Below are 26,209 nucleotides of genomic sequence, written 5' to 3' on the forward strand. Positions count from 1 at the left end.
TAGGTTAAAAACAAAAAATCAATTTAGAGTATGACATTTCTAAATCCTTTAGTTTTATTTGGATTAATTGCAGCTTCAATTCCAATTATTATTCATTTGCTTAATCTGCGAAAACTTAAAGTAATCGAATTCAGCTCTCTTCAGTTTCTGAAAGAGATGCAAAAAAATAAAATGCGCAAGATTAAGATTAAGCAGATTCTTCTTTTAATACTCAGAACGCTTGTGATTATTTTTCTTGTTCTTTCATTTGCAAGACCAACTATCAGAAATGTTAAGATAGCCGGACTTGGTTCCGAAGTTAAAAATACAATCATTCTTGTGATTGACGATACGCCAAGTATGTCGGTTGAAGATAAAAAAGGTACTTACATCTCGCAGGCTAAAAAAATCGCAGAGAAAATACTTGAGATGACCGAAGAAGGTGATGAAATTTATCTGCTTAAATTTTCCGAACTGAGTGTTTTAAAAGAAGATTTTAATCCTTTAAGTAAAAATCTTGTCTTGAATGAAATAGAAAATATTGAAGTAAAAGATGTTTCAAAAACTTTTATTGATGTTTTTATTTCTCTTTCTAAGATTCTTGAAAAGACAACAAATCTTTCAAAAGAAATTTACATTTTGACAGATTTTCAGAAAACAAATTTGTCAGATAATTTATCCGAATTACCAAAGTTAGACAAATCTTTTGATGCCAATACAAGAATTTATATTTTCAAAATAGGCGAAAAGGATGCTTTCAATATTTCCATAGACTCACTTCAGGTCTTAACGAGAATTTTTGAAATTAATAAGCCAGTTTCTATCAGTGCAACATTAAACAATTATTCTTCTGAAAAAGGTATTAATGTCAGTACAAACCTTTACTTTAATGATAGAAAAGCTGCTCAAAAAGGGATCGATCTTAATAGCAATGCGTCAGGCAACTTTACATTTACTGGACAGATAAAAGAATATGGATTTAATTCAGGGAAACTCGAAATAGAAGAGGATGATTTTCTAAAAGATAATGTTCGATTTTTTAATTTCTATGTACCCGAGAAAATCAAAGTTTTAATGGTAAGCGAAAATCAAAATGATTTGCTTTTTATAAATCTCGTTTTATCACAAACTCTTGATGATAATTCTGAACCGATCTTTTATATTACTCAATCATCAACGCAGTTTTTTAATTCATATAAGCTCGAGAACTACGACATTATAATACTTTCATCTCCAGAAAAAATTTTTAATCTGAATTCGCTGAAAAATTATATTCTAAATGGAGGCAAGATTTTAATACTTCCTGGAATTAATTCCTCAGCATTAGCATTTAGTAAGGCAATCGAAACTCTCGGACTAAATCCTATAGATGGAGTAACTGGTTCAAAGGAAAATAAATCAAGCTTCACAAGATTTAAAGAGATTGATTTTAATCATCCAATTTTCTCTGGAATATTTGCGGAAAGCACACCAAAGAAAATTGAATCTCCTAAAATTTTTATGTCGTTTAATTATAAGCCTACATTAAATGGGAAAGAAATAATTACTCTTGAAAATAACTACTCCTTTCTTGTGGAAGAAAAAATTGGTCAGGGGGTGGTTTTACTTTTTACCTCAGCAATGGATCTGAATTGGAACGAGCTTCCCCTAAAGCCAATTTTTGTACCTTTAATAAATCGAATAGCGCTTTATGCAAATTCTAATGGAACTAATCTTAATTTTATCGCTGGTGATGATGTCCAATTCAAACCATTTAAAAGAATTACTGATCAACTTAGAGTTCAAGCTCCTGACGGGAAAGAGATGATTTTTTCATCAGAGAATCTTGTGAAAAATGTTGTAAGTATTGGAGAACTTGAGAATGCTGGTAATTATAAAATTTTTGAGGGCGATAAATTAATTGGAATGATTTCAGTAAATATTAATTCGCGGGAATCCAATCTTACCAAACTCAAAGATGATGAATTTGAAAAATTTGCAAAATTATCTTTTCCTTCTTCAAGGTTTCGAATTTTAAATTTAGAGGTAAACCCACAGGAAATTATTGCCCAGGAGAGATACGGAACCGAGCTGTGGAAACTTTTTTTAATTCTTGCAATTATATGTCTGGTAATTGAAATGATTATTGCAAGAGCTTCTAAAAACGATTTAAAAAACATTGAACCAATAAAAATTTAGGTGAATATGTTAGAGATAAAACCAACAGAACTTGAAAAGGTTGTTTTAGTTGGAGTGATTTTACCAAAACAGGACAAGAGAGTTGTCTTTGATCATCTTGAAGAATTAAAACTTTTGTGTAAAACTGCCAGAGGTGAGGTTGTAAAAGTTTTTATTCAAGATTTAAAAAATCCAAATCCTGCTTATCTGGTTGGAAAAGGCAAGGCTGAAGAGATTGCTCAATTTGTTCAGGAAAACAATATCAGTGCAATTATTTTTGATGAAGAATTAACACCAACTCAGGTCAGAAATCTTGAAAACTTAGCTAAATGCAAAGTACTTGATAGAGCAGCGGTTATTCTTGATATTTTTGCTTCTCATGCAAGAACGAGAGAAGCTAAAACTCAAGTTGAGCTCGCTCAGTATGAATATTATCTACCAAGACTTACCCGCCAGTGGACACACCTTTCTAAACAGTATGGTGGAATTGGTACAAAAGGGCCTGGCGAAACTCAAATTGAAACTGATAGAAGAATCATCAAAAGAAAAATATCGACTTTAAGACATAAACTTGAAGAGATTGATACTCAGAGAACTACTCAAAGAAAACAGAGAGAAAAATTTTTCAAAGTTGTTTTAACAGGTTATACAAATGCTGGAAAGTCCACTCTATTGAATCTTTTAACTGATGCAAATGTACTTGTTGAAGATAAACTCTTTGCAACTTTAGATTCGACCACGCGATTGGTCAGAACAAAAAATGGGTATGAATTTCTGCTTTCTGATACTGTTGGTTTCATCAGGAAACTGCCGCCAAATTTAATTGCATCTTTCAGAAGTACATTATTCGAAATTGTTTATGCCGATCTAATTCTTCACATTGTTGATGCAAGTCATCCCAATCGTGAAGAGCAAATTCAGGTTGTCGAAGACACATTAAAAGAAATAAATGCGGATAAAAACAAATCTCTTATCGTTTTTAATAAAATTGATTTGATAGAGGACAAATCTATTATAGAATTCCTAAACTTAAAATATCCTCAGGCAATTTTCATTTCGGCTGAGCGAGGAATAAACATTAATGCTTTGATTGAGAGAATTGAAAAGTTTATTGAAGAAAATTATGTTGAAGAAGAAGTGCTTTTAGCACCAGATAAAGCTTATAAGTTAGCTTTCATTCAAAAATTTGCTGATAGTGTTGAAAGTGAATTTGATAATGAAATGATCAAAGTAAGATTTAAAGCCAAGAAAGATGATTACCAAAAAATCTTAAAAGTTCTAAAAAACGAAGAACAGCAAGAAAATTTTGAGTTGAATTTTAATCACATATAAATAAGTTAGTCTTAAAAAATTTTCCCGACCAATTTGCAAAAGGTATGAAAATCCCAGCCCCAAGAAATCGAACAATTCGACTTACTAAAGATGAAATCAATGAATTGAAAAAAAATCTAATTCATCTTGATACTCAAGTTTTGTCATCAGAGATTGAAAATAAAATTATCAATCAGGATTTATTTGATGTAATAGATAAATTGCCGGGAAATTTTGTGGATTTACTTTTCATTGATCCGCCTTATAATCTGGATAAAAATTTTTCTGTTAATTCTAAGATTAAAAATTATTTCAAAGCATTAAAGCCGGAAGAATATAAGGAATGGTTTGAAAGTTGGTTTGCTAGATTGTTAAAAATTCTCAAACCCAATGCATCGGTCTACATTTGCAGTGATTGGCGTTCCACTTATTTGATTCAAGATGTTGCTCAGAAATATTTGAAAGTTCAGAACCGTATTACCTGGGAAAGAGAGAAAGGCAGAGGTGCAAAATCGAATTGGAAAAATTGCAGTGAGGATATTTTATTCTGTACCGTTTCGGATAATTTTGTTTTTAATGCCGATAAAGTGAAATTGAAACGAAAGGTAATTGCTCCTTATCGTGATGAAAATGGAAATCCAAAAGATTGGAAAGATGGTTTTCGATTAACTTATCCGTCGAATCTGTGGACTGATATTTCAGTTCCATTCTGGTCGATGCCTGAAAACACAGATCATCCAACGCAAAAACCGGAGAAACTTTTAGCAAAAATAATTCTAGCAAGTTCAAATGAAGGAGATTTTGTTTTTGATCCATTTTTGGGTTCAGGAACAACTGCTGTTGTTGCAAAAAAATTGAATCGCAAATTTAGCGGTGTTGAAATTGATGAATACTATTGCTGTATAGCTGAAAAAAGATTAAAACTTGCTGAAGAGGATAAATCCATTCAAGGTTATGAAGATGGCGTTTTCTGGGAAAGAAACACTTTAAATCTTATAAGAAAAAATAAAAATGGAAATTCCTGAAGCTAAAGGGTATTCCATCTGGTTACTGTTCGAAAAGGATGTCGAAAAATTACTTCAATCATTAATCAATCAGTTCGGTTATGTGACTAATTCACCTACATTTATCCCTCACTTGACTTTAATATCTGGTCTCACAGGAAATGAAGAAGACTTATTCGAGCAATTTGAAATTTTTTCCTCGAAGGTTAATTCTTTCTTTGTAAGAATTAAAAAGATTGATTTCTCTGACAACTTTTATCGTTCTCTTTTTATTGAAATTGAAAAAAATGATGAATTAAGAAAGATTTACAATTTTGCCTCCGATATTTTTAATGTCAAAAATGATTATGATAAGTTTACTCCTCATATAAGTTTACTTTATTCATTTGAAAAAGCTGAGACGAAGAAAAATTTAATAGACAAGTATTTAGAAAATTTGCCAGTTACTTTGTTAATTAATCGTATTGGATTTTGTAGAACCGAAGGCAAGCCGAGTGAATGGATATTACTAAAAGTGATTGAATTAAGTTAAATTCAAAAAGTTTACAAGAAATTTTAAATGTTTAAATTCTAATTTTAAGAGTTGATAAAATTTATCCTAAATCACCCTTAGTAAAAAAATATTTTTGCAAAATCAAAAAGAAGTGATGGCTTATCGAAAAGAGCGATTTTAAAGATTGAGAGTAAAGTTCTTTCATTCTCCGGAATTTTAATTGCTGAGTGGGCAATACTGTTCAATGTTTCATCAGAAAAATTATAAATAGCGTTTTTGATTTTGTAATAAATCTCATGTCGTTTACCAACTCTTTGATGCCAGATTTTAGGATATTCATTTAAGAGTCTGAAATTATTTTCTTTGATGGCTCTGCCTGCAATATCTCCTGCGATACTTCCGCCAATCATTCCGCTTGTTATTCCGCCACCTGAAAGTGGATTAACCTGTCGAGCGGCATCTCCAACAAGCATTACATTTTCTTTAACTATTTCACTTAAAGTAATGCTGCAAGGAACCCCGCCAGATATCATTGTCAATTTTGGAATAGAAGGAAATTTCTTTTCAAGGAAATGATTCATATAAGAAATTGGAGAACGAAGTTTTGCTTTATCGCCGCCAATGCCAAGTCCTACATTTGCTGAATCTGAACCTTTTGGAAATATCCATAGATAACCGCCTGGTGAATACTCTGTTCCAAAATAGAAATAGCAGGATTCTGGATCGACATTAATATTTGAAACTGTGAATTGCACACAACATTCCATATCAGAAATTTTTGTATGAGTTTTAATTCCTGCAAATCTTCCAATTCGAGATTCAACCCCATCGGCGCCAATAACAATTTTTGCTTTTACTTCTTTTGGTTCACCATTGTGTTCAAACTTAACTCCAGAAATTTTTCCATCTTCCCTTAGAAGATCATAAACATAAGCTTTGGTTAAAATTTCAGCTCCGGCTTTAGCTGCGAGTTTTCCAAGTTCGTAATCAAAAATTCTTCTTTCCAAGATATAGCCAGTTCTATTAAATTTAATTTTTACTTCAGTTTCATCTGGAGCAATGAAGACAAAGCTATTGATTGTAGAAGCAATCCACTTTGGATCTGGTTTAATGAAAGGCTCAATTCCATCTTTACTAACCGCTTCGCCGCAACGAACTGGATAACCAACATCACGATCTTTTTCTAAAACTAAAACAGAGACACCCTGTTCAGCAGCAAATCGTGCTGCGGTTGTCCCTGCTGGACCAGCACCTACAACAACTACATCGTAAAAATTTTTTATCAGGCTCAATTTGATTTTGCCTTAAGTTGTTGGACTTTATCTTTTCTAAAGATTAAAACTTCAATTGGGCAGCACCAGACACACTTTGCACAATTTGTGCATCGTTCTTCAATTATTGAAATGCTTGCTTCTTTAAGTTCGATTGCATCTTCTGGACAAACCCCAACACAAACCCCACAGAAATCACATTTATTTGGTTTAATTTCTATTAAAATCATAGTTTTTTATTAAAATAAAATTTTAACTAAAAATTTGAAATGTGAATAATGAGTGAGATAAAAAAGCTGCTTTCATCAAATGAATGAAAGCAGCTATGAATTTATTTATTGAACACTGGTTAGTTCAATTTCTCTGCCTAATTCGATTACACCAAAGAGATTTGATTTAACAGTGGGTTGGTACTGTTTAACCCACCAATCAATGTCGTCATTTACCCAGATGTATTGAGCCATTTCAAAGCTGTCGAGTTTTTGATTATAAGCATAAACTTCAATATTAATTGAAACTTTGACTTTATAAGCTTTAAAATTTCCAGCTGGAACAGTAATATTTTCAAAACCTTCGTTTTTGCCTTTCATTTCAAAACTTACATTTACAAATACACCGGTATCAACCTGCATTGTGTAAAATCTTTTTGATAGTATTACGTACTCAGCATTGTTACCTTTGCTGAGAAGTAAGCGTGGAAGCCATACATAATTCTGAGCTAATTTTTGTAAAGCGTTTTTAAGATTTGATTTTATATACGAGCTACCTTCAAAGAAATTAGTTGTGTCCGTATATTCATAAACGTCTTTGCCATTAACAACTCGTAAGTAAGTTGTATCAGAATAAAAGGTTGAATAATTAACTGAGACAAAAGCATCATTAACTCCGCCAATGCTTACATTCTTGGCAACGCACTTCTCAGCATAATTATAATATTGATTGGTTCTTCTGTTTAGTGAGTCTAATGAGTATTCGGTAAAGTTATAAATTTTACCAAGCTGAGGCTCAAGCATAAATTGAATGTCTGGTCCTGTGGGACCTTCGTCTTTTTTCTCACAACTTGTTAAGAAAAAGGAAAGGATAAGGATGGTGGAGATAATTAAAAGTTTTTTCATACAGATTTCTCCTAAATTTTGATCATAAATACTAAAATATATGGTAATAAACAAATAAAGAGTTTTTAAGAAATTTTTTTTGTGTTCAATTCTAATTTTTCAAGTGGTGATAGGTAAATCTTAATATTGAATTGGCAGGTAAATTCTAACGGTAGTTCCCCTGTCTATTTCCGAATCAATTTCGATTCTTCCGCCTAAAAGTTCTATCAGTTTTTTGGAAAGATATAAACCAATTCCAATTCCTTCATATTTTCTATCCAGCCCGGAAGATGCCTGAGTGAATGATTCGAAAAGTTTCTGCTTGAATTTTTCAGAGATTCCAATTCCAGTGTCGATTACCTCGATTAAACCCGAAGTTGTTTTGTCTGCATTTTCTACAATTTGAGTTATGATTTTTACACCACCTTTTTCGGTGAACTTAATTGCATTATCAATTAAATTACTTAAAACAAGAGATAATCTTTTGGCATCGGTTAGAGTAACAAAATCATTCTCGTAAATTTTCTCGAGATAAAGATTCTTTTCTTTTGCTTGATTAGTAAATGAATTTACCAGCGGATCAATAATGAGATTAATACTTATTTTTTCAAGGCTTAATTCAGATTTTGAAGATTCAATTAGAGAAATTTCAATAATGTTATCCATTAAGTTAAGAAGTCGCATACCGCCGCGTTTAATGCTTTTTGCGAATTCTGTCAGTTCAGGGAAATTGAGTGCATTTAGTTCTGAAATCAGTAATTCGCTGAAACCTAAGATTGAATTAAGAGGAGTTCTTATTTCATGACTGATATTTAATAGAAAACTGCTTTTGAGGTTATTCAACTCTTCTATTTTTTCTTTCTCTTGTTTTAATAATTCGTACATCATTTTTTGTTCAGTAATGTCTTTGTACAATCCAAAAATTCCAATTCTTTCACCTTTGTGTAAAATTGGATAACCAATTACAAGAACATCAACAATCGAACCGTCTTTTCGCATTCTTTTGGTTTCTGTGATAACCACTTCATCACTGAGAACTTTATCCGAGAGCATTAATCCTTCTGATTTTTTATCTGGTGGGACAATTAATTGATTTAAAGTAAGATTTATAACTTCATCTCTTTTAAAATAAAACAGCTCTTCAAACGCTTTATTTATATCAATAATTTTGTCATTGCGATCTAAAATAACGATGGCTATTGGTGAATTTTCAAAAAGTTGCTTGAAAAATTCTCTTTGAATTTGAAGTTGTTCTTCCGCCTGAACCTTTTCAGTAATATCAAAGATATAACCTTCGAGGTAGATTTCTTTGTTTTCTTTCTCAGTTATTGCTATACCTTGTTCCCAGACCCATTTTATTTTTCCATCTCTGGTTTTTATTCTATAGGTTAATTGAAAAGGTTTGTTCGATTTTATTGTATCGTTTATTTGAAGATAGATTTTTTCTTTATCTTCATCTAAGATTAAATCGCCGAAGTTTACTATGCCCTTAATGAATTCATCTGCCGTGTAGCCAGTAAGTTCAAAACATTTGCTGCTTATTTCAACCATTGTAAAGTCTTTATCGTTTTTGCACTTGAAAATCATCCCGGGCAGATTTTCGACTAATGTCTTAAAACTTTTTTGATAATCAATGAATTGATTTAGTATTTGAAGGTTTTCAGTTATGTCAATTCCAAATGAAAGTGTTCCAATAATTTCATTTCCTTTCTTTAGAATTGAATTCCTCCAGCTAATGAATCTTTCTTTACCATTTTTTGTCAGAATAGGATTTTCGAAAATTTCTACAATTTCACTTTTCTTTTGAAATTCCTCGAAAACTTTCCAGACCTGTGGATATTTATTTTTTGGAACAAGAGTCTCGAACCAATTTTTACCGGTTATCTCTTCTTTTGAATAACCTGTAATTATTTCAACCCCTTTATTTACGAAAACAACATTTCCCTCCTTATCCAAATGTACGATGATAACATTCGTTGTCTGCAAAATTTCATTTGTAAATGATTCGTACCAGCTAAGCTTATTTTCTAATTCTCTTATTTTATTCTGTAAAATCTCAATTTCATTTTTCGAAGCTGACATATTCCAATCTTATTGGTTGAAATTATTTGGTGTTGGATTCATAAATTTCCAGAAATTTGATCCATCAGGAAATCTTCCGAAAGATGTATCAGTTTTTTGAGGACCATAAGTTATTGTATCAATAGCTTCCAATGAAAGAGAAAAGATTCCAAGTTGTTCACCTGCAGCAGAAAGTTTAAAATTAGAATGTAAAATTCCCTGAGCTGAGTCCTCGTCACACCAGATTAGAATCCACTTTTTAGGTTGAATAGATACATTTGGCATTAGCCATTTATTTTTTCTGTTAAAATCATCGGTGAGATAGAATTGATTTAGGTTAATCGTTGTGTCTTCTCCATTGTAGAGTTCAACCCAGTCATCGTATTGATTTTTTTCATCTGCAATTGTGGATTTATTTGAAGCCATAAATTCATTAATGTAAAGTTTTAGTCTTTTGGGTTGATCTTTTTGCTCAGGTTCAGTCGATTTGTCGCAAGCCTGAATAAGTAAAAGTAAAATTATTGCAACGATTAGTTTAAACCATCTATAAAAATTAAAGGACATATGAAACTCCTATGACAAACTTATTATTAAATTTTGATGATTTATTTTCACCTAACCAATTAAGGGAGATTTTAATTGTCTTAGCTGGTTTATAATCAGTTTTTGCTTCAAAGTAGTTTGTGCTTTTCTTTTTAATGTTACTATAGAATTGGCTGAACCTTACCCCAAATATAAATTTATCCAGAGTATATTCAAGTGCGATATATTCGCCGCCGAGAAGAGAATTTGCGTTTTTCCTGCCAATAAGAAATTCCGATGAGAATTTGAGATTATTAATTAGTTCGACTTCAAAATCGAAACCATTTGCGACAAAATATTTTGATGTAAGGGAATCGAATTTTTGTGCTGAGTTAATTCCTATTGAGAAATCTTTATGATTTAATTCCAATCTCTGTACATAAGTTTTTGAATTATTATAATCACCATTTAGATCGCCTTTATTACCGTTAAAAATACCTGCCGAAAAACTGATTCTTATCGTTTTGACTTTAGTATTTAATGAGGCAATCAAACCAATATCCCTTCCAGCATAAGCTAAATCGTCAAATTCTTTCACTACCTTTGTTCTCTCAAAATATTGTATGTTCTTCACCGAAGTTAATCTTTCTCTTGAAAAAGGCATCTTCTGCCTTCCAAGAGATAAACTTAAATATTGGTTTAATTCGAAATTGATATTTGCATCTTTAATTAAATTTTTATCAAGAGGATCAAGTTCAATTTCTGTTTTTACCCAATTTGAAAATTTGCTGTTAAGTCCGATTCGAAATCGATTGATTAAAAATGAGTTATTAGGAATTTGATCGTTTGTGGGCTGCCATTCATAGATCGGCTGCACAAAGCCAAATGCATTAACAACAATATTTGAATTTTCTTGTGCAAATAATGCATTTAGAAAAACCAAAAGTAAAAAAATGAACTTCATTACTCTCATTTAATCACCAATAGATTTTACTAAAAAATAATCACTCACTTTGTCAGCTTTCTTCTCTGTCCACATTACATCAATAACTTCGAATTTTAATTCTCGTAATTTTTGTGTAATTGTGTCTTTCATATCAAGATTATCGAGTACAATTTCATAACTTAGTATAGTCTGTTCAGGGGCAGACTTCTTTTCTTTAGCAGAGACAAATTTGAAATTAAGATTTTCCTTTGTCAACAATTCATCTATATCCTCAATCAAAACTTGAGTGGCAACGCTTGGAACGGAAATCTTTAAATTAAAATTGTGCTTTATATCGAAAAACAAATTCATTAAAAAAGTTGGAAGAAGATTAAAAACATTGAATCCAATTCTAACGAAAATTGTTGCAACAATCGCAAGGGTGTAAAGACCAACTCCGCAAGCCATTCCTATTCCGAGAGAAATAATAAGTGAACTTGCTTCTCTTGGACTGCTCAGACTGTAACGATACCTAACAATTGTCGCTGCCCCCATTAATCCAAAAGCTCGTGCAATTTCTGAACCTATTATCATCATCATCAATGCAGCTGCAAATGCTAAAATGATGTGAGCCTCCATAACGGCAAGTCCATAAGCATCAATTTTTTTTCGATACGAAACAACCGCTCCTAAAAGACCAGCAAGAAGAAATGAAAAGATTGTTAATGATAAACTGTGGCTTCCACCAATTTTTGGCAGAGTATGTTCATCTTGAAAAATTTTTAATATATCATTTTGAGCAAAAGAGGTTACAGTAAGAAAAATGATAATTAAAAATATAAAGCCTGCAAATTTGGGTATGGAGTTTTTCATAATCTCAACTAAAAATTTTTCTTAAATTTATTATTGTTTGAAGTAAAAATGAAATTTTTTTGCAAATGGTTTTATTATTTTGAAGTTATATTTTTCCTTTCAGTAATTATTTATTAATAACTAAACATCATTAACTTGAGTACAAATGATAAACGAAAAAATTAAAAATCTTGAAAAGCTAATTCGATCTTATGGAAAAGTAATAGTAGGTTTTTCAGCCGGGGTTGATTCGACATTGGTTTCTTTTATTGCAAATAAGGTTCTTGGCAATAAAGCTTTGATTGTTCTTGCAAAAACTGAAACAATTTTAGAGGAAGACATCCAACTAGCGAGAGAAATTTCTCAAAAGTTCAATTTTAATTATAGAGAAATCGAATACAACGAACTTGAAATTGAAAATTATGCATCGAACCCAATCAATCGCTGTTATTTCTGTAAGTCAGAACTTTATTCGAGATTAATTCGATTGGCAGAAAATGAAAATGTAAAATACATTTTAGACGGAGCAAATCTTGATGATCTCGGTGATTACCGTCCAGGTAGATTAGCAGCCAAAGAGAAAGAAATAAAATCTCCTTTAATTGAGTGTGGATTTACAAAAAAAGATGTTCGCGAAGCAGCATTTCTATTAGGACTTCCAAATTATGATAAGCCCGCAGCTCCCTGTTTATCTTCCAGAATTCCTTATGGAACAACCATTGATAGAAAATCTCTTGAAATGATTGCAAAAGGTGAAAGATTTTTGAGACAGATGGGATTTGTAAATGTGCGTGTTCGTCATTATGGAAGTAAAGCCAAAATAGAAGTTGATAAAGAGTTGATTGAAATATTGTACCAAAACTTTGATAGAGTTAAAGAATATTTAAATCAGATAGGTTATGAAGAAATAGAAATCGATCCCGAAGGTTTTGCATCGGGCAAATTAAATCAAAACATTATTAATAAAATTGAAATACTGAAATGAAGAAAGATTTAAAAGAAATATTAAAAGATTTGAAAGACTCAAAAATAGATATTGAAGATGCATTAACTTTTATTGAACAAAACCAAAAAACGGTTGAACTTGGTTTTGCCTCACTTGATGTGCATAGAGAAAATAGAACAAACATTCCAGAGATAATTTTCTGTGAAAATAAGACCATAGATAAGATCCTGAAAATTATTAAGACAATTTTGAAAGAAAAAGATTTAGTAATTGGAAGCCGATGTTCAGAAGAAAAATTAAAATTGATCAAAAAGAAATATCCAAAGGGAATTTATTCTTTCGAAGGCCAGGCATTTTTTATAGGCAAAGTAAAAGAGAAAATTCCTGGTAAAGTTGCATTAATTTCGGCAGGAACAACGGATGTTCCAGTTTGTGAAGAAGCAAGTATTGTTTTACAGGCGCTTGGGATTGAACACGAAAAATTTTATGATATTGGCGTAGCAGGGATTCACCGATTATTATCTAGAGCGGAAAAAATCAACAAATGTGATGTTTTAATTGTTGCTGCTGGAATGGAAGGAGCTCTCCCTTCTGTTATTGGTGGAATGTTTTCTCAACCAATTATTGCAATTCCAACAAGCATTGGCTATGGAACTTCCTTGAGCGGTTTTACTGCTCTATTTGCGATGTTGACAAGTTGTTCACCGGGAATTACAGTCGTAAATATTAACAATGGAGTTGGCGCTGCTTCAGCTGCTGTTAAGATATTGAAATTAATCGATAATAAGATTAAATAAAGATTAATAAATATGAAAGTTGCCTTTGTAACTTCTGAGTTGGCGCCATTTGCGAAAGTGGGCGGACTTGCAGATGTTGCTCAGGGTTTGACCAAAGCTTTAAGTAAACTGGGATGTGATATTAAAATTTTCCTCCCCAAGTACTCCACCATCGATCCATGGCGTGACGAGCTCCATTATTGCTTTGATATAAATGAAATAAAATTAAAAATTTCTGAAAAAGAATTTTCGGTTCATACATTTAAAAAAGAAATTGAATTTAATTCGAAATACAGAGTTGAAGTTTATTTTGTCGACTCTCCTTTTCATTTTGAGCGTGATTCTATTTACACTAATGACATAGACGAAGGAGAAAGATTCCTGCTTTTTTCTAAAGCTGTTATTGAAATCATACAAAGATTAAAATGGGCTCCCGATGTTTTTCATATCAATGACTGGCCCACAGGTCTACTGCCCGTAATTCTCAATCAACATTACAGTTGGGATACTTTATTTAAGCATTCAAGATTTCTTTTTACAATTCACAATATCGAGTATCAGGGGAATTTTCAGCCTGAACTTATTTATAATAATCATCTGGATGGGAAATATTTTTACTTAGGCGGTCCTCTTGAATTTCACGGTAAAGTATCTTTTTTGAAAGCTGGTATTGAATTCTCTGATATCATTACAACTGTTAGTGAAAATTATGCAAATGAAATTTTAATGCCCGAATTTGGTGCGGGAATGGAAAATATTCTTCAAACGAAAAAAGATAAACTTTTTGGCATCTTAAATGGAGTCGATTATTCAGAGTGGAATCCAAAAACGGATCAATTCATTCCTTACAAATATTCTGAAAAATCTCTTTATCGAAAAAAATGGAATAAAATTGAACTTCTAAAAACTTTTCATTTACCGGAAGATAAAGAAACACCGTTAATCGGAATTGTCTCAAGACTTGTTTCTCAAAAAGGATTTGATTTAATAATTAATGGTATTGATGAAATTTTAAAGTTGAATTGCCGATTTGTAATTCTTGGTTCGGGTGAAATTAAATATGAAGATTTCTTCAGAAGCTTATCTTATTCTTATCCAGAGAAATTTGGTTTGAAAATTGGATTTGATAATCATCTGGCACATTTGATTGAAGCTGGTGCAGATATGTTTTTAATGCCTTCAAAATATGAGCCTTGTGGACTTAATCAAATTTATAGTTTGAAATATGGGACTGTACCAATCGTTAGAAAAACCGGCGGGCTTGCAGATACTATTCGTGATTGGGATCTATACATAGAATTGAATTTACATTCAGGCAATGGATTTACATTTAATGATTATACGGCAGATTCAATGCTTGATGCAATTAACAGAGCACTTTCGAAGTATAGGGATAAAAAAGTTTGGAAGCAGATACAATTAAATGGAATGAAAGAAGATTTTTCCTGGGATAAGTCTGCAAAAAAATATTTGCAATTGTATCAATTAGCTTCGAAAATTTAATTTTTCTCATTAAAATCCATCCTTGAATTCAAGCTCTATCTTTTCGATATTTGTAAAACCAATGGTAGAGAATTGAGATTTCTAAAATACTTCTTCTATATTCTTCCCACATTAATCTTTATTGTCTTCATTTCGATTAGGGAGACAAAAGGAACACTTGGAACTTTAAAAAATCCTGTTAAGCTTTATTTTACACCCTCAGTTGATGCTGAAAAGATTACTCTCAGCGCCAAACCGTTAATTAAATTTCTTGAAAAAGAAACTGGCTATTATTTTGAGACAGCAGTTCCAACTTCTTACATCGCAGTTGTTGAAGCTTTTGGAACAGACCGGGCAGATATTGCAATAATTAACTCGTTCAGTTATTTACTTGCTCATGAAAAATACGGCGCAAATGCTGTGCTGAGAGTAATCAGAACCGGTAATCAAGCATATTATCGTGGGCAAATAATAGTAAGAACTGATTCCGGAATTGAAAAACTTGAAGACTTAAATGGGAAATCAATTGCTTATGTTGATGCATCATCGGCTTCAGGTTATATTCTGCCAAGTGCACTCCTTCGAAAGAAAGGAATAAAGCCTTCCAGAGAAACTTTTGCGATGAAACATGACAATGTTGTGATTATGGTTTACCAGAAGCAAGTTGATGCAGGCGCCACTTTTTACTCTCCACCACATCCAGTGACTGGCGAACCTCTTGATGCACGATCAAGAGTTAAAAAACAGTATCCAGATGTATTTGAAAAAATTAAAATACTTGCTCTAACTGATTCTTTGCCAAATGATCCTGTGGTTTTTAGAAAAGGAATGCCTCGTGCGATGGTTGAAAGAATTAAAAATGCTTTGCTGAAGTTTGCTAACTCTGAAGAAGGCAAAAAGATTATGCCCGAAATTTATAGTATGGAAGGTTTAATGGAAACACAAGATTCAGATTATGATCTTCTTCGAAAACTTATCAAAGAAGCTGGATTAAATCTTGAAGAAATGGTTAAGAAATAATGAACTCAAATGTAATCGTTGAAGTACGCAACTTACACAAAGTGTATCCAAGTGGAACTCACGCATTGAAAGGAGTTTCGCTTGATGTTTATGAAGGTGAGTTTCTTGTTGTAATCGGTTTAAGCGGTTCTGGCAAAACAACTTTATTAAAATGCATTAATCGACTTGAAGAACCAACGGCAGGTACAGTTAAATTTCTCGGTAAAGATATAACGCATATTAAAGGTAAGGAACTTCGAGAAGTTAGAACACACATTGGAATGGTTTTCCAGCAGTTTAATTTGATCAAAAGAATGAGTGTACTTAATAATGTACTTGCTGGAAAACTAGGATATATGAAAACATTACCATCGATACTTGGCAACTTCCCGCCGCAATGTATTGAAGAAGCTTTAAAGAATCTTGATATAGTTGGTATAAAAGAATATGCATACGAACGAGCTGATAAACTTAGCGGTGGTCAGCAGCAGAGAGTTGCAATTGCAAGAAGTTTAATGCAATCACCAAAACTGTTACTTGCAGATGAACCAGTTGCAAGTCTTGATCCGGCAACTTCAAATTCAATAATGCAATATTTCGAAAAAGTAAATAAAGAACTTGGCGTGACTGTTGTCTGTAATTTACACTTTCTTAGTCTTGTTAGAAGATACGCAACTCGTGTGATTGCTCTAAAAGCCGGTGAGATTGTTTTCGAAGGTTATCCGAATGAAATTGATGAAAAGTGGTTCAAAAAAATTTACGGAGAAGAAGCAGAAGAAGTGGAGATTAGATAATGTTAGAACCAGAATTAGAGTTACATCCTAAGGAAAAAATTTTAAGAAAGAAAAGAAATCAAGAAAAGATTGATCTTGTAAAAGCTATCCTTTTAGATAGTTTCTTTATTTTTTACACAATTCTTGTTTGTCAAAGAGCTATTTATTACAAAGTAATCCTTGATCTTCGAGAATTACCTTTTTCGTGGTCTGAAATTCTCATCTTTGCTATCTTTTCATTAATAGTAGGATTTGTTTGGGGTTACAGCCGCACTTCACTCGGAGCTAAAATTATGGGTCTGGCGAAGGATACCAAATTCGCCAAATGGTCTTCTGAGATTTTTGCATGGACATTATTCAATTTAACCTTTATTGCGGGTTGGTTAGTTACCAAAATTTCGCTGATCGATTTATTCAGCAAAGAAGGAATTGAAGGAGCAAATAGAATATTTCACGCATTATTTACTCCTGAGTTTGGAATTTTTGATGATGCTCTCTTTGCGATAATTGAAACAATTTATCTTGCATTAGTCGCAACTTTATTATCCATTCCACCGACATTAATTATAAGCTTCTTCACTGCTCGTAATCTGATGAAGGATAATTGGTTTACTATGACTATTTATTATGTGTTGAGAATAATTTTAAATTTTGTCCGTTCGATTGAACCACTAATTTGGGCAATTATTTTTTCTGTGTGGGTTGGAATTGGACCTTATGCTGGAATGATCGCGTTACTTGTTCATACAATCGCCGCAAATGCAAAACTTTATTCTGAAGCAATTGAAAGTATTGAAGAAGGGCCAGTTGATGCAATTGAAGCAACAGGTGCGAATAAAATTCAAGTCATATGGTATGCTGTGGTTCCTCAAATAATTCTGCCGTTTTTATCTTTTACTATTTATCGTTGGGACATAAATGTTAGAATGGCGACTGTGATTGGTCTGGTTGGGGGTGGTGGAATTGGTACAATGCTTATGCAGTATCAGGGACTTGCTCAATGGCATGAAGTTGGTTTGATTGTTATTATGATTGCAATTGTTGTATGGATAATGGATTACATTAGTGCAAAGATTAGAGAAGCAATTTATTAATAAACTGAACTGAGTGTGAATACTTATACTGTTTTTGCACCATTTCTAATTGAGTAAAAATTTTTTCAATTATTCTTTCACTTATAATGTCACTCGTTACTTAACCTTTTCTTTTTGGATCTATACTAAGTTTGGCATATAAAGGGTATTGGGTTTAGAATTAAATTTTCAATGGTTATGATTAACATAAATCTTAAGAATTTGTTTTAAACTGTTGCAAAGTGTTTTTTCTTTAGCAAATAAAATTAAATAAAACAAAATCCTGAGGCATCACATGAAAAAATTAATTCTTACTGCTTTTGCTATCATTTTTACATCTTCGATTGCTTTTGGGTAATCAGTCCAAAGTGGGACCTGGTTTGCTGGAGTAAGGGAAGGATTTACTCTTGATAAAGGAAATGGGGAAAGAGTTTTAACCATTTCGGTTGATTTTCCAAATCCGTTTGAGAAAAAACCAATAGTTATGGTTGGCGTCAATCAAATTGATGCTGATAAGACGACAAACCTTCGTTATAAAGTTGAAGCAACAACAGTTTCAAGAGATGGTTTTGCATTAAAAATCACGACCTGGGGCGATACAAAAATTTTTGGGATCGGAGGATTTTGGATTGCGCATCAACCGTAACTAAAAAAATTTTTAAGTCACCCTCTATGAAATTAGGGGGTGGCTTTTTCTTTTTATTTGTTCTCATCAATTATGTATTATATCGCACTTGACTTAAAGAAATCTCTTCGGGCATTAAAGTTTCAATTAAACATTCATTAAAAAAATCAAAAAATACCTTTCTAATTAAAATTTCTCTTGTTTTAAAAATTCTCACTCATAACTTAAATTTGTCAAAAATTTTGGATGGATAACAAGACTTTCAAGCGAACCTTAGTTACAGCCGCATTGCCTTACGCAAACGGACCCATTCATCTTGGACATTTAGCAGGAGCTTATCTCCCTGCCGATATTTTTGTCCGTTTCAAAAGATTGAAGGGTGAAGATATAATTTTTATCTGCGGTTCTGACGAGCACGGCGTTCCAATAACTATTACAGCCGAGAAAGAAGGCGTTTCTCCAAAAGTTATTATTGATCGTTATCACGAAATGAACCGCAAGGCATTTGAAGATTTTGGAATGAGTTTCGATAACTACTCGAGAACTTCTCTCCCGCTTCATCATAAGACTGCACAGGAATTTTTCTTAAAGTATTATGAGAATGGAATCCTCAAACAGAAGAAAGAAATGCAGTATTATGATGAAAAAGCTAAGATGTTTTTGCCAGATAGATATCTTGTGGGCACCTGTCCGCATTGTAAGAGTGAAGATGCTCGAGGCGATCAATGTGAGAATTGTGGTAGCTATCTTAATCCCACTGATCTAATTAATCCGAAAAGTAAAGTAACAGGTGAAACTCCCGTCCTAAAAGAAACGATCCATTGGTATTTCCCTCTCGGAGCTTATCAGGAACGTCTTGAAAAATATATTGCTGAAAAAGATGCTCAGGAAGGATGGAAAGAAAATGTTTTAAATTATTGTCGAAGCTGGTTTCAAGAAGGTTTGCAGGATAGAGCAGTTACTCGTGATCTCGATTGGGGAGTTAAAGTACCAGTTGCAGGATTTGAAAATAAAGTTCTTTATGTCTGGTTTGAAGCAGTTCTCGGTTATATTTCATCGACAAAAGAATGGGCAGAAAAAAAAGGAAACCCAGACGAATGGAAAAAATACTGGCAGGATCCTGAAACAAAATATATTGCCTTCATTGGTAAGGATAATGTAGTTTTTCATTGCATCGTATTCCCAGCAATGTTAATGGCTTGGAATGATTTGAGTGAAGAAAAATACATCCTTCCAGATAATGTGCCTGCGAATGAGTTTTTGAATTACGAAGGATTGAAATTTTCAAAAAGTCGGGGTTGGGGAATTGATTTAAAAGATTTCTTGGAACATTTTCCACCAGACCCATTGAGATATTATTTAGCTTCAATTCTTCCAGAGAACCGCGACACTGATTTTTATTGGCGAGATTTTCAAGCCAAAAACAATAATGAACTTGCCGATATTTTTGGAAATTTTGTCAATCGAACTTTAACTTTTACAGCTAAACATTTTAATCTCCAGGTTCCTGAAATCAAAAAATTAAGACCGATTGATGAGGAACTCCTGAAACAAATTCCTGAATTCAAAAAAAATGTTGAGCATTATTTCGAAAAGATCAGGATCAAAGATGCTTTGACTGAGACAATGAATCTCGCTCGACTTGCAAATAAATATTTTAACGATTCTCAACCATGGAAAACAATCAAAGAAGATCCTGAAGCCTGCGCAACAACAATAAATCTTTCTTTGCAACTGATCAGAACTCTGGCTGTAATGCTTTCACCAGTTATTCCATTTACATCCGAAAAAATATTTAAACTATTGAACATTGAAAGCGAAGAATTAAAAAAATGGGATGGCTGTGAGGAACCAAAACTTCAAGCGGGGCATAAAATCAACCAGCCTGAAATTATTTTCACCAAGATTGAAGATAAAACAATTGAACCTTATCTAAAGAGTCAGGAGAAACAGGAACAGGTTGAATTGAAAAACCGGGAGAATAAAATTGAGATTGATGATTTTAAGAAAATTGAAATTCGAGTTGCAAAGGTAATTGAATGCGAGAATGTTCCTAAATCAAAAAAACTTTTGAAGCTAAAAATAGATCTTGGTTTTGAGAAACGTCAGGTTATAGCTGGGCTTGCCGAGTTTTATAAACCTGAAGAAATGATTGGAAAGAAAGTTTTAGTTGTTTCGAATCTTAAAGAAGCAAAATTAATGAATGAAATCTCACAAGGAATGATACTCGCAGTTGAAGACGAAAATAAAAAACTTAAACTTGTAACTGTTGATGATAATTTACCTCTCGGTGCAATTTTAAGATAATTTAAAAAAGTGGAGGAATGATGAAAGCTTTGAAGCAATTTTCTGTATTGTTAATCTTGATCTTATCAATATTATTGGTTTCTTGTTCGACATCTAAAAAAGAAATAGTTTTAGCTGAATTCGACAAACAAAAAATCACGGTTGATGAATTCGAAAAAGTTTATGCAAAAAACAACGGCGGTTATGAAGCAGCAAAGAAAGACTCACTTCAGAAAAAAAGAAATTTCCTTGACCTTTATGTTAATTTTAAAATGAAGGTTTATGATGCAAAACGAAGAGAACTGGACAAACTTCCAGATGTAGTCGCAGAGTATAATGATTACAAACAAAAAATTGGAGTTACATATTTACTCGAAAAAGAATTAGTTGAACCAAATATCAAAGAACTTTACGAGAAAAGAAAAGAAGAATTAAGAGTAAGCCATATAATGTTCCGGCCTGACTCAGCAGGATTTGAAGGTGCTTATCTTAGAGCTCTCGCTGTTCTTGATTCAATAAAGAATGGTGCTTCATTTGAAGAAATGGCAAAAAAATACAGTCAGGATTATTATTCTGCTCCTTACGGTGGAGATATTTTTTACATAACAGCTGGAGATATAATCCCTTCATTTGAGCAAGCTTGTTATAAATTAAAAGCTGGAGAAGTTTATCCCGAACCAGTTAGAACTCAATTCGGATATCACTTAATTAAAGTTACTGATAGAAGGCCAAGAATTCCTGAAATAAGAGCAAGTCATATTTTAATAGAACTTAAACCCGGATTCACATCTGAAGATTCAGCTAAAGCTCTTGAAAAAATTCAAAAGATAAAAGAGAAAATTAATCTTGGTGAAGATTTTTCAGAGTTAGCAAAAGAATTTTCTGAAGATGAAGGAACTAAAAGTCTTGGTGGTGATCTTGGCTTCTTTTCGAGAAGAATGATGGTGCAGCCATTTGACGAAGCTGCGTTCAATCTAGAAGTTGGTCAGGTTTCTGATATTGTCAAAACACAGTTCGGTTATCACCTGATAAAAGTAACCGACAAGAAACAATTGAAGTCTTTTGAAGAAGAAAAAGATTTTCTTAAGTCGATCTATCAACGAATTAAATATAATGATGATAAGCAGAGATTTCTTGATTCGCTTAAACGAGCATTCAATTATAAAGTGAATTCGGATTTAATTGATCAAATCGCTGCTAAGGCCGATACAATTCAGATTGGTGGACAGTACTGGGTCAGCGATTTAAAAACAGAATTTGGTGATTCAATAATCATTACCTATGCGAAGCAAAAAATTTCAGTCGATACTTTAATGGCTCGAGCTGAAAATCTTGCTGAGTTTATAAACAGACGAATTACAAAATCGACACTCGATAATATTGTTAATAGAATCTCAGAAGATTTGCTGTTAGCCGAAGCTGTTGAGTATCTCCCGGCAAAGTATCCACAATTTGCCGAATTGATGGAAGAGTACAAGAATGGAATCTTAATTTTCAAACTTCAGGAAGAAGAAGTTTGGAACAAAATTCAGATTGATGAAGATAAATTAAGAACTTATTGGGAAGCAAATAAAGAAAAATTCCAGTGGCCCGATCGAGTTGAGTATGCTGAGATATTTGTAAAATCTGATTCTCTCGCACAGGAAATTTATAAAATGTTGAAGGCTGGAGAAATTTTTGATTCTTTAGCTGCTAAGTATACAGAAAGACCAGGCTTCAAAGAAAAGTATGGGTATCATGGTATTAAACCAGTTCTTGATAATGCACTTTCACAAAAAGCCGATCAATTAAAAGAAGGCGAGTTTTCAGAACCATTTAAAAACACAAACGGTTATTCAATAGTTAAATTGATCAAAAAACATCCTGCAGGTTTAAAGACATTTGAGGAGGCTTTGCCAGAGGTTAGCGGTGCAGTTCAAGAAATTGAATCTAAGCGGCTTGAAAATGATTATATCGAATTTCTTAAATCAAATTACAAACCTCGCATTTACTACGATAAACTTAGCAAGGCTTTTATTGATTAGTCAAATTAATTCTCAGTGGATTCTTCGATCTCTCTATAGAAAAATTTTTCGAAGAATCCACTGGGAAACCTTGTTAATGATTTATCTTATTCTGCAATCGGGTTGTTCTGAAGAAAAATTACCTGAAGATTATCTTGCTGTCGTCAATGATAGAATGCTTACTAAAAAGACAGTAAGTTATCTTATCGATTCACTTTATTTTAGTGAAGAAAATCTTGAACAGTTAGTTCAAAATTGGATTGAGATGGAATTATTAACGCAGGCAGCTTTAGACGAAGGTCTCGAAGCCAAAAATGAATTTGCTGTAAGAAATGATATCAATACAAGAAGACTACTCGCTGCAGAATATTTGAAAGAAAAACTTAAAGAAGTAAATACAGTTGTATCAAAAGAAGAACTTGAAGATTATTATCAAAAACATAAGGGCGAGTTTATTCTTAATTACGATATCTACAAAGTAAATCAAATTATAACTACAAATCTTTCGAAGGCAATTGATTTGAGAAACACAACTCTATCGCAACTCGATTTTTCCAAATCAATTCAAGTTACCTTCAGACCAGAAGAAATTATTGATGAACGGTACGCTGTTTATCTCAGAGAGTTTGACGATATGCCATACGAACTTGCAAATGTAATTCAAACACTTACTCCGGGAGAAATTACTTATCCTATTGATATAGGTAATGGTGAATATTTAGTTACTCAACTAATTTCAAGCTATAAAAAAGGCGATGAGCCTTCCATTGAATTTGTAAAAGAATTAATTGAAGAAAGAATTATCTTTGAAAGACAAAAAAAGTATTATCAAGAGCTAATCAATAAACTAGCACAGGAAGCTGATATAAAGGTAAGAGAATTAAAATGAATCAAATTAGAAAAATATTTTTTGTGTTTTTAATTATTTCAATAAATGGTTTTGCTCAGGAAGTTCTGGACAAAGTCGTTGCTGTAGTTGATAATCAATACATTCTGTTAAGCGAGCTTGATTTTCAAACTCAAATTATTGCTTATCAAAGGAAGTTAAATCCCAACGATCCAAATTTGAAAAAAGCAGTTTTAAATTCATTGATTGAAGAAAAATTAATGCTTGTTCAGGCTGAACTTGATTCAATTCGCGTGACTGAAGACGAAGTTAATCGTCAGCTCGATTTTCAAATTGAAAATTTTATTCAACAATTTGGTTCAAAAGAAAAATTGGAGCAGGCATATAATCGGCCATTAGAGAAAGTAAAAAGAGAATTAAGAGATGAAATAAGAAATAACATCTTAATTCAAAAAGTTCAGGATCAAAAATTTGCTCGGTTAGAAGTTAGCCGCTTTGAAGTTGAAAAGTTTTTTGAACAATATAAAGACAGTATTGGTCTTGTGCCTGAAGAGGTTCAACTCTCTCAAATATTTATTCAAGCCAAACTTTCTGATTATGATAAAGGAATTTTGAGGAAAAAACTTCAAACCATTTTAGACTCAATTAAAAATGGCGGCGATTTTGCTGAGTTTGCAAAAAGGTACAGTGAAGATCAAGCGACCGCAAAACAGGGAGGCGATTTAGGTTTTGTTCGTCGTGGTTTATTCTTCAGAGAATTTGAAGAAGTCGTATTCACTTTGAAAGAAGGGGAATTCTCAGATATCATTGAAACTCCAGTTGGATTTCACATTGCTCAACTCGTTGAAAGAAGAGGTGAAACAGTTAGAGTAAGACACATACTTTTGAAACTTCAACCCAGTGCCGAAAGTGAACAGAAAATTATTGAATTTCTTTCAGCAATTAGGGATAGTATTCTCAGCGGAAAAAATTCATTTGCATATTACGCACGTCTTTATTCTGAAGATAAAGCTACTGCTCAATTTGGAGGTGAAATGGGCAAAGTGCCCGTTGCCGAACTTGATCCTGATTTAAGAAATTTAATTTCAAAAATGAAAGATGGTGATGTATCGCAACCAAGAAAACTAACTGTTTCTAAAGATATGTATGGTTATCAATTGATTTTGCTCGAAAAGAGAATTCCTGAACATTATCCAGACATTAATTTAGATTATGATAAAATTGCTCAGCTTGCTCTTTTACAAAAGAAACAAAAGGTGTATCGAGACTTAATTGAACAACTTAAAAAACAAGTTTATTGGGAAATAAGATTATAGGTCGTAAATGTTTAAAAGCGATATCGAAGCAGTTGAGGCTTTAAGTTCAAGCATTAAAAAATTAAAACAGGAAATTAAAAAAGTAATTGTTGGTCAGGATGAAATAATTGAAAATCTTTTAATCGCATTACTTTCAAAAGGACATTGTCTTTTAATTGGAGTTCCTGGACTTGCTAAAACTTTATTGATTAAAACATTAGCTCAGGCACTTGATTTAAAATTCAGTCGAATTCAATTTACACCTGACCTGATGCCCAGTGATATTACTGGAACAGAAATTCTTGAAATTGATCCAGCGACTAATCAAAGAGTATTCAAATTTATCAAAGGACCTATTTTTACAAACATTTTGCTTGCTGATGAAATAAATAGAACGCCGCCAAAAACTCAATCAGCCTTGCTTGAAGCAATGCAAGAACTTCAAGTAACAGCAGCAGGTAATAAATACCAACTCGATGAGCCTTTCTTTGTTCTTGCAACTCAAAATCCAATTGAACAGGAAGGAACTTATCCTTTGCCAGAAGCTCAACTCGATCGATTTATGTTCAACCTCTGGCTTGATTATCCTTCAAAGGATGAAGAAATTCAAATTGTAAAAACTACAACAGCTCAATATAGCCCTGAAGTATCCAAAGTAATGAATAAGGATGAAATAAAATATTTTCAAGAACTTGTCAGAAGAGTTCCTGTTGCAGACAATGTAATTGAATTTGCTGTTCGATTAACTAATATGTCACGACCTGTCGATGGTGCAATTAAGTTTGTTAAAGACAATGTAAGCTGGGGAGCTGGACCTCGAGCATCACAATTTATGATAATTGCTGCAAAAGCCCGGTCGGTAATGAACGGATCTTTTACTCCTACAATTGATGATGTTAAAAGTGTTGCTCTTCCAATTCTCAGACATAGAATAATTCCAACATTTAGTGCTGAAGCAGATGGTATTACTTCAGCCGATATAGTGAAAACATTACTAGAACAAATAAATTAAGGAGATCATATGGGCAAAGGTGATAGACGAACAAAAAGAGGAAAAATCTTTCGTGGAACTTTTGGTAAATGGAGACCACGAAAAAAGAAAAAAAACAAATTAACTCAAGAAGCTAAGCCCGAACAAACTGAGACTAAAGAATAGTTCTTCTTTTTTTGTTTATTTCTTAAACAAAATTTTGTTGATCAACTCCCGCAGATAGCGAATATGATTTGCGGGAGTTTTTTGTTTTTTTATGGGATTTACGGTATAGGAATTTAATAACAACAATCTAGAAATGATGTTTTTGGATTTAGTTGAATGAAAGGTTAGATGTGTTTGATATTTATCGTTTGATTTGAGTATTTATACTCAAAAGATTGAGTAAATTTACTCAATGCATTGAGTAATTTTACTCAATATCTATAAATTTAATTTTCTGGG

24 protein-coding genes are annotated in these 26,209 nt (G+C 32.6%); 17 read left to right on the top strand and 7 right to left on the bottom strand.

Going from position 1 to position 26,209, the window contains the following annotated elements; all coding sequences use genetic code 11:
- Positions 1-30 precede the first annotated feature (30 nt).
- Genes HPY57_06970 through HPY57_06985 form a run of 4 tightly spaced genes read left to right on the top strand, consistent with a single transcriptional unit; the run spans position 31 to position 4,983 of the window.
- Positions 31-2,157: a VWA domain-containing protein gene (locus HPY57_06970; protein NPV11514.1), complete on the top strand. Its 2,127-nt coding sequence runs from the start codon at positions 31-33 to the stop codon at positions 2,155-2,157.
- A gap of 6 nt (positions 2,158-2,163) precedes the next feature.
- Positions 2,164-3,468 carry a GTPase HflX gene (gene hflX / locus HPY57_06975; GenBank protein NPV11515.1) on the top strand — a complete coding sequence of 435 codons (1,305 nt, stop codon included), beginning with the start codon at positions 2,164-2,166 and terminating at the stop codon, positions 3,466-3,468.
- A gap of 44 nt (positions 3,469-3,512) precedes the next feature.
- The gene (locus HPY57_06980) at positions 3,513-4,472 is read left to right on the top strand and encodes a site-specific DNA-methyltransferase (protein ID NPV11516.1); all 960 of its coding nucleotides are present in this window, start codon (positions 3,513-3,515) and stop codon (positions 4,470-4,472) included.
- The gene (locus HPY57_06985) at positions 4,459-4,983 is read left to right on the top strand and encodes a hypothetical protein (GenBank protein ID NPV11517.1); all 525 of its coding nucleotides are present in this window, start codon (positions 4,459-4,461) and stop codon (positions 4,981-4,983) included. The genes HPY57_06980 and HPY57_06985 overlap by 14 nt, the downstream gene beginning before the upstream one ends.
- Positions 4,984-5,060: 77 nt before the next feature.
- Here the strand turns inward: HPY57_06985 and HPY57_06990 are convergent, their stop codons facing one another.
- The 7 genes from HPY57_06990 to HPY57_07020 all read right to left on the bottom strand — a co-directional run bounded on the left by HPY57_06990 (position 5,061) and on the right by HPY57_07020 (position 11,690).
- Positions 5,061-6,236, bottom strand: coding sequence for an NAD(P)/FAD-dependent oxidoreductase (locus HPY57_06990; protein NPV11518.1), 1,176 nt, complete (start codon positions 6,234-6,236; stop codon positions 5,061-5,063).
- Entirely contained in the window at positions 6,233-6,436 is a 204-nt protein-coding gene (locus HPY57_06995) for a 4Fe-4S binding protein (GenBank protein ID NPV11519.1), read from the bottom strand. Before HPY57_06995 ends, HPY57_06990 begins: the two co-directional genes overlap by 4 nt.
- Before the next feature lie 114 nt (positions 6,437-6,550).
- A complete protein-coding gene (locus HPY57_07000; protein ID NPV11520.1) occupies positions 6,551-7,330 on the bottom strand; it encodes a hypothetical protein in 780 nt (259 codons plus the stop codon).
- A 120-nt stretch (positions 7,331-7,450) separates the two neighbouring features.
- Positions 7,451-9,391 carry a PAS domain S-box protein gene (locus HPY57_07005; protein NPV11521.1) on the bottom strand — a complete coding sequence of 647 codons (1,941 nt, stop codon included), beginning with the start codon at positions 9,389-9,391 and terminating at the stop codon, positions 7,451-7,453.
- A 9-nt stretch (positions 9,392-9,400) separates the two neighbouring features.
- Positions 9,401-9,934, bottom strand: coding sequence for a lamin tail domain-containing protein (locus HPY57_07010; GenBank protein NPV11522.1), 534 nt, complete (start codon positions 9,932-9,934; stop codon positions 9,401-9,403).
- The gene (locus tag HPY57_07015) at positions 9,924-10,856 is read right to left on the bottom strand and encodes a hypothetical protein (GenBank protein ID NPV11523.1); all 933 of its coding nucleotides are present in this window, start codon (positions 10,854-10,856) and stop codon (positions 9,924-9,926) included. Before HPY57_07015 ends, HPY57_07010 begins: the two co-directional genes overlap by 11 nt.
- A gap of 9 nt (positions 10,857-10,865) precedes the next feature.
- Entirely contained in the window at positions 10,866-11,690 is an 825-nt protein-coding gene (locus HPY57_07020) for an MgtC/SapB family protein (protein ID NPV11524.1), read from the bottom strand.
- A 145-nt stretch (positions 11,691-11,835) separates the two neighbouring features.
- Between HPY57_07020 and larE the strand changes: the two genes are divergently transcribed.
- From larE to HPY57_07085, 13 genes are all read left to right on the top strand, one after another.
- Entirely contained in the window at positions 11,836-12,654 is an 819-nt protein-coding gene (gene larE, locus HPY57_07025) for an ATP-dependent sacrificial sulfur transferase LarE (protein ID NPV11525.1), read from the top strand.
- Positions 12,651-13,412 carry a nickel pincer cofactor biosynthesis protein LarB gene (gene larB, locus HPY57_07030; GenBank protein NPV11526.1) on the top strand — a complete coding sequence of 254 codons (762 nt, stop codon included), beginning with the start codon at positions 12,651-12,653 and terminating at the stop codon, positions 13,410-13,412. Before larE ends, larB begins: the two co-directional genes overlap by 4 nt.
- A 12-nt stretch (positions 13,413-13,424) precedes the next feature.
- Positions 13,425-14,894, top strand: coding sequence for a glycogen synthase GlgA (gene glgA / locus HPY57_07035; GenBank protein NPV11527.1), 1,470 nt, complete (start codon positions 13,425-13,427; stop codon positions 14,892-14,894).
- A gap of 72 nt (positions 14,895-14,966) precedes the next feature.
- A complete protein-coding gene (locus HPY57_07040) occupies positions 14,967-15,893 on the top strand; it encodes a phosphate/phosphite/phosphonate ABC transporter substrate-binding protein (protein NPV11528.1) in 927 nt (308 codons plus the stop codon).
- Entirely contained in the window at positions 15,890-16,666 is a 777-nt protein-coding gene (gene phnC / locus HPY57_07045) for a phosphonate ABC transporter ATP-binding protein (GenBank protein NPV11529.1), read from the top strand. The genes HPY57_07040 and phnC overlap by 4 nt, the downstream gene beginning before the upstream one ends.
- Complete coding sequence (phnE, locus tag HPY57_07050) at positions 16,666-17,739, top strand: phosphonate ABC transporter, permease protein PhnE (GenBank protein NPV11530.1); 1,074 nt, start codon at positions 16,666-16,668, stop codon at positions 17,737-17,739. The genes phnC and phnE overlap by 1 nt, the downstream gene beginning before the upstream one ends.
- A gap of 463 nt (positions 17,740-18,202) precedes the next feature.
- Positions 18,203-18,364 (top strand): hypothetical protein, encoded by a 162-nt coding sequence (locus tag HPY57_07055; protein ID NPV11531.1) that lies wholly within the window; start codon positions 18,203-18,205, stop codon positions 18,362-18,364.
- 225 nt (positions 18,365-18,589) lie between these two features.
- Positions 18,590-20,650, top strand: coding sequence for a methionine--tRNA ligase (gene metG, locus HPY57_07060; protein NPV11532.1), 2,061 nt, complete (start codon positions 18,590-18,592; stop codon positions 20,648-20,650).
- Between the two features lie 20 nt (positions 20,651-20,670).
- Positions 20,671-22,653: a hypothetical protein gene (locus tag HPY57_07065; GenBank protein ID NPV11533.1), complete on the top strand. Its 1,983-nt coding sequence runs from the start codon at positions 20,671-20,673 to the stop codon at positions 22,651-22,653.
- Between the two features lie 76 nt (positions 22,654-22,729).
- The gene (locus HPY57_07070) at positions 22,730-23,521 is read left to right on the top strand and encodes a peptidyl-prolyl cis-trans isomerase (protein ID NPV11534.1); all 792 of its coding nucleotides are present in this window, start codon (positions 22,730-22,732) and stop codon (positions 23,519-23,521) included.
- Positions 23,518-24,795, top strand: coding sequence for a parvulin peptidyl-prolyl isomerase (locus HPY57_07075; GenBank protein NPV11535.1), 1,278 nt, complete (start codon positions 23,518-23,520; stop codon positions 24,793-24,795). The genes HPY57_07070 and HPY57_07075 overlap by 4 nt, the downstream gene beginning before the upstream one ends.
- Before the next feature lie 7 nt (positions 24,796-24,802).
- A complete protein-coding gene (locus HPY57_07080; GenBank protein NPV11536.1) occupies positions 24,803-25,786 on the top strand; it encodes a MoxR family ATPase in 984 nt (327 codons plus the stop codon).
- Between the two features lie 9 nt (positions 25,787-25,795).
- On the top strand, positions 25,796-25,930 hold the full coding sequence (locus HPY57_07085) for a 30S ribosomal protein THX (protein NPV11537.1): 135 nt from the start codon (positions 25,796-25,798) through the stop codon (positions 25,928-25,930).
- Positions 25,931-26,209 lie beyond the last annotated feature (279 nt).

The organism is Ignavibacteria bacterium, from assembly GCA_013177855.1.
Taxonomy (GTDB): Bacteria; Bacteroidota; Ignavibacteria; order Ch128b; family Ch128b; genus Ch128b.

Excerpts from the sequence above, each read along its gene's own strand:
- HPY57_07055 (NPV11531.1), top strand. The coding sequence starts at position 18,203 with ATGGTTGGCGTCAATCAAATTGATGCTGATAAGACGACAAACCTTCGT.
- HPY57_07020 (NPV11524.1), bottom strand. The coding sequence starts at position 11,690 with ATGAAAAACTCCATACCCAAATTTGCAGGCTTTATATTTTTAATTATC.
- hflX (NPV11515.1), top strand. The coding sequence starts at position 2,164 with ATGTTAGAGATAAAACCAACAGAACTTGAAAAGGTTGTTTTAGTTGGA.
- HPY57_07080 (NPV11536.1), top strand. The coding sequence starts at position 24,803 with ATGTTTAAAAGCGATATCGAAGCAGTTGAGGCTTTAAGTTCAAGCATT.
- HPY57_07085 (NPV11537.1), top strand. The coding sequence starts at position 25,796 with ATGGGCAAAGGTGATAGACGAACAAAAAGAGGAAAAATCTTTCGTGGA.
- HPY57_07005 (NPV11521.1), bottom strand. The coding sequence starts at position 9,391 with ATGTCAGCTTCGAAAAATGAAATTGAGATTTTACAGAATAAAATAAGA.
- HPY57_06980 (NPV11516.1), top strand. The coding sequence starts at position 3,513 with ATGAAAATCCCAGCCCCAAGAAATCGAACAATTCGACTTACTAAAGAT.
- HPY57_07070 (NPV11534.1), top strand. The coding sequence starts at position 22,730 with ATGATTTATCTTATTCTGCAATCGGGTTGTTCTGAAGAAAAATTACCT.
- HPY57_07075 (NPV11535.1), top strand. The coding sequence starts at position 23,518 with ATGAATCAAATTAGAAAAATATTTTTTGTGTTTTTAATTATTTCAATA.
- larE (NPV11525.1), top strand. The coding sequence starts at position 11,836 with ATGATAAACGAAAAAATTAAAAATCTTGAAAAGCTAATTCGATCTTAT.
- HPY57_07010 (NPV11522.1), bottom strand. The coding sequence starts at position 9,934 with ATGTCCTTTAATTTTTATAGATGGTTTAAACTAATCGTTGCAATAATT.
- metG (NPV11532.1), top strand. The coding sequence starts at position 18,590 with ATGGATAACAAGACTTTCAAGCGAACCTTAGTTACAGCCGCATTGCCT.
- glgA (NPV11527.1), top strand. The coding sequence starts at position 13,425 with ATGAAAGTTGCCTTTGTAACTTCTGAGTTGGCGCCATTTGCGAAAGTG.
- phnE (NPV11530.1), top strand. The coding sequence starts at position 16,666 with ATGTTAGAACCAGAATTAGAGTTACATCCTAAGGAAAAAATTTTAAGA.
- larB (NPV11526.1), top strand. The coding sequence starts at position 12,651 with ATGAAGAAAGATTTAAAAGAAATATTAAAAGATTTGAAAGACTCAAAA.
- HPY57_07065 (NPV11533.1), top strand. The coding sequence starts at position 20,671 with ATGAAAGCTTTGAAGCAATTTTCTGTATTGTTAATCTTGATCTTATCA.
- HPY57_06970 (NPV11514.1), top strand. The coding sequence starts at position 31 with ATGACATTTCTAAATCCTTTAGTTTTATTTGGATTAATTGCAGCTTCA.
- HPY57_07015 (NPV11523.1), bottom strand. The coding sequence starts at position 10,856 with ATGAAGTTCATTTTTTTACTTTTGGTTTTTCTAAATGCATTATTTGCA.
- HPY57_07000 (NPV11520.1), bottom strand. The coding sequence starts at position 7,330 with ATGAAAAAACTTTTAATTATCTCCACCATCCTTATCCTTTCCTTTTTC.
- HPY57_06985 (NPV11517.1), top strand. The coding sequence starts at position 4,459 with ATGGAAATTCCTGAAGCTAAAGGGTATTCCATCTGGTTACTGTTCGAA.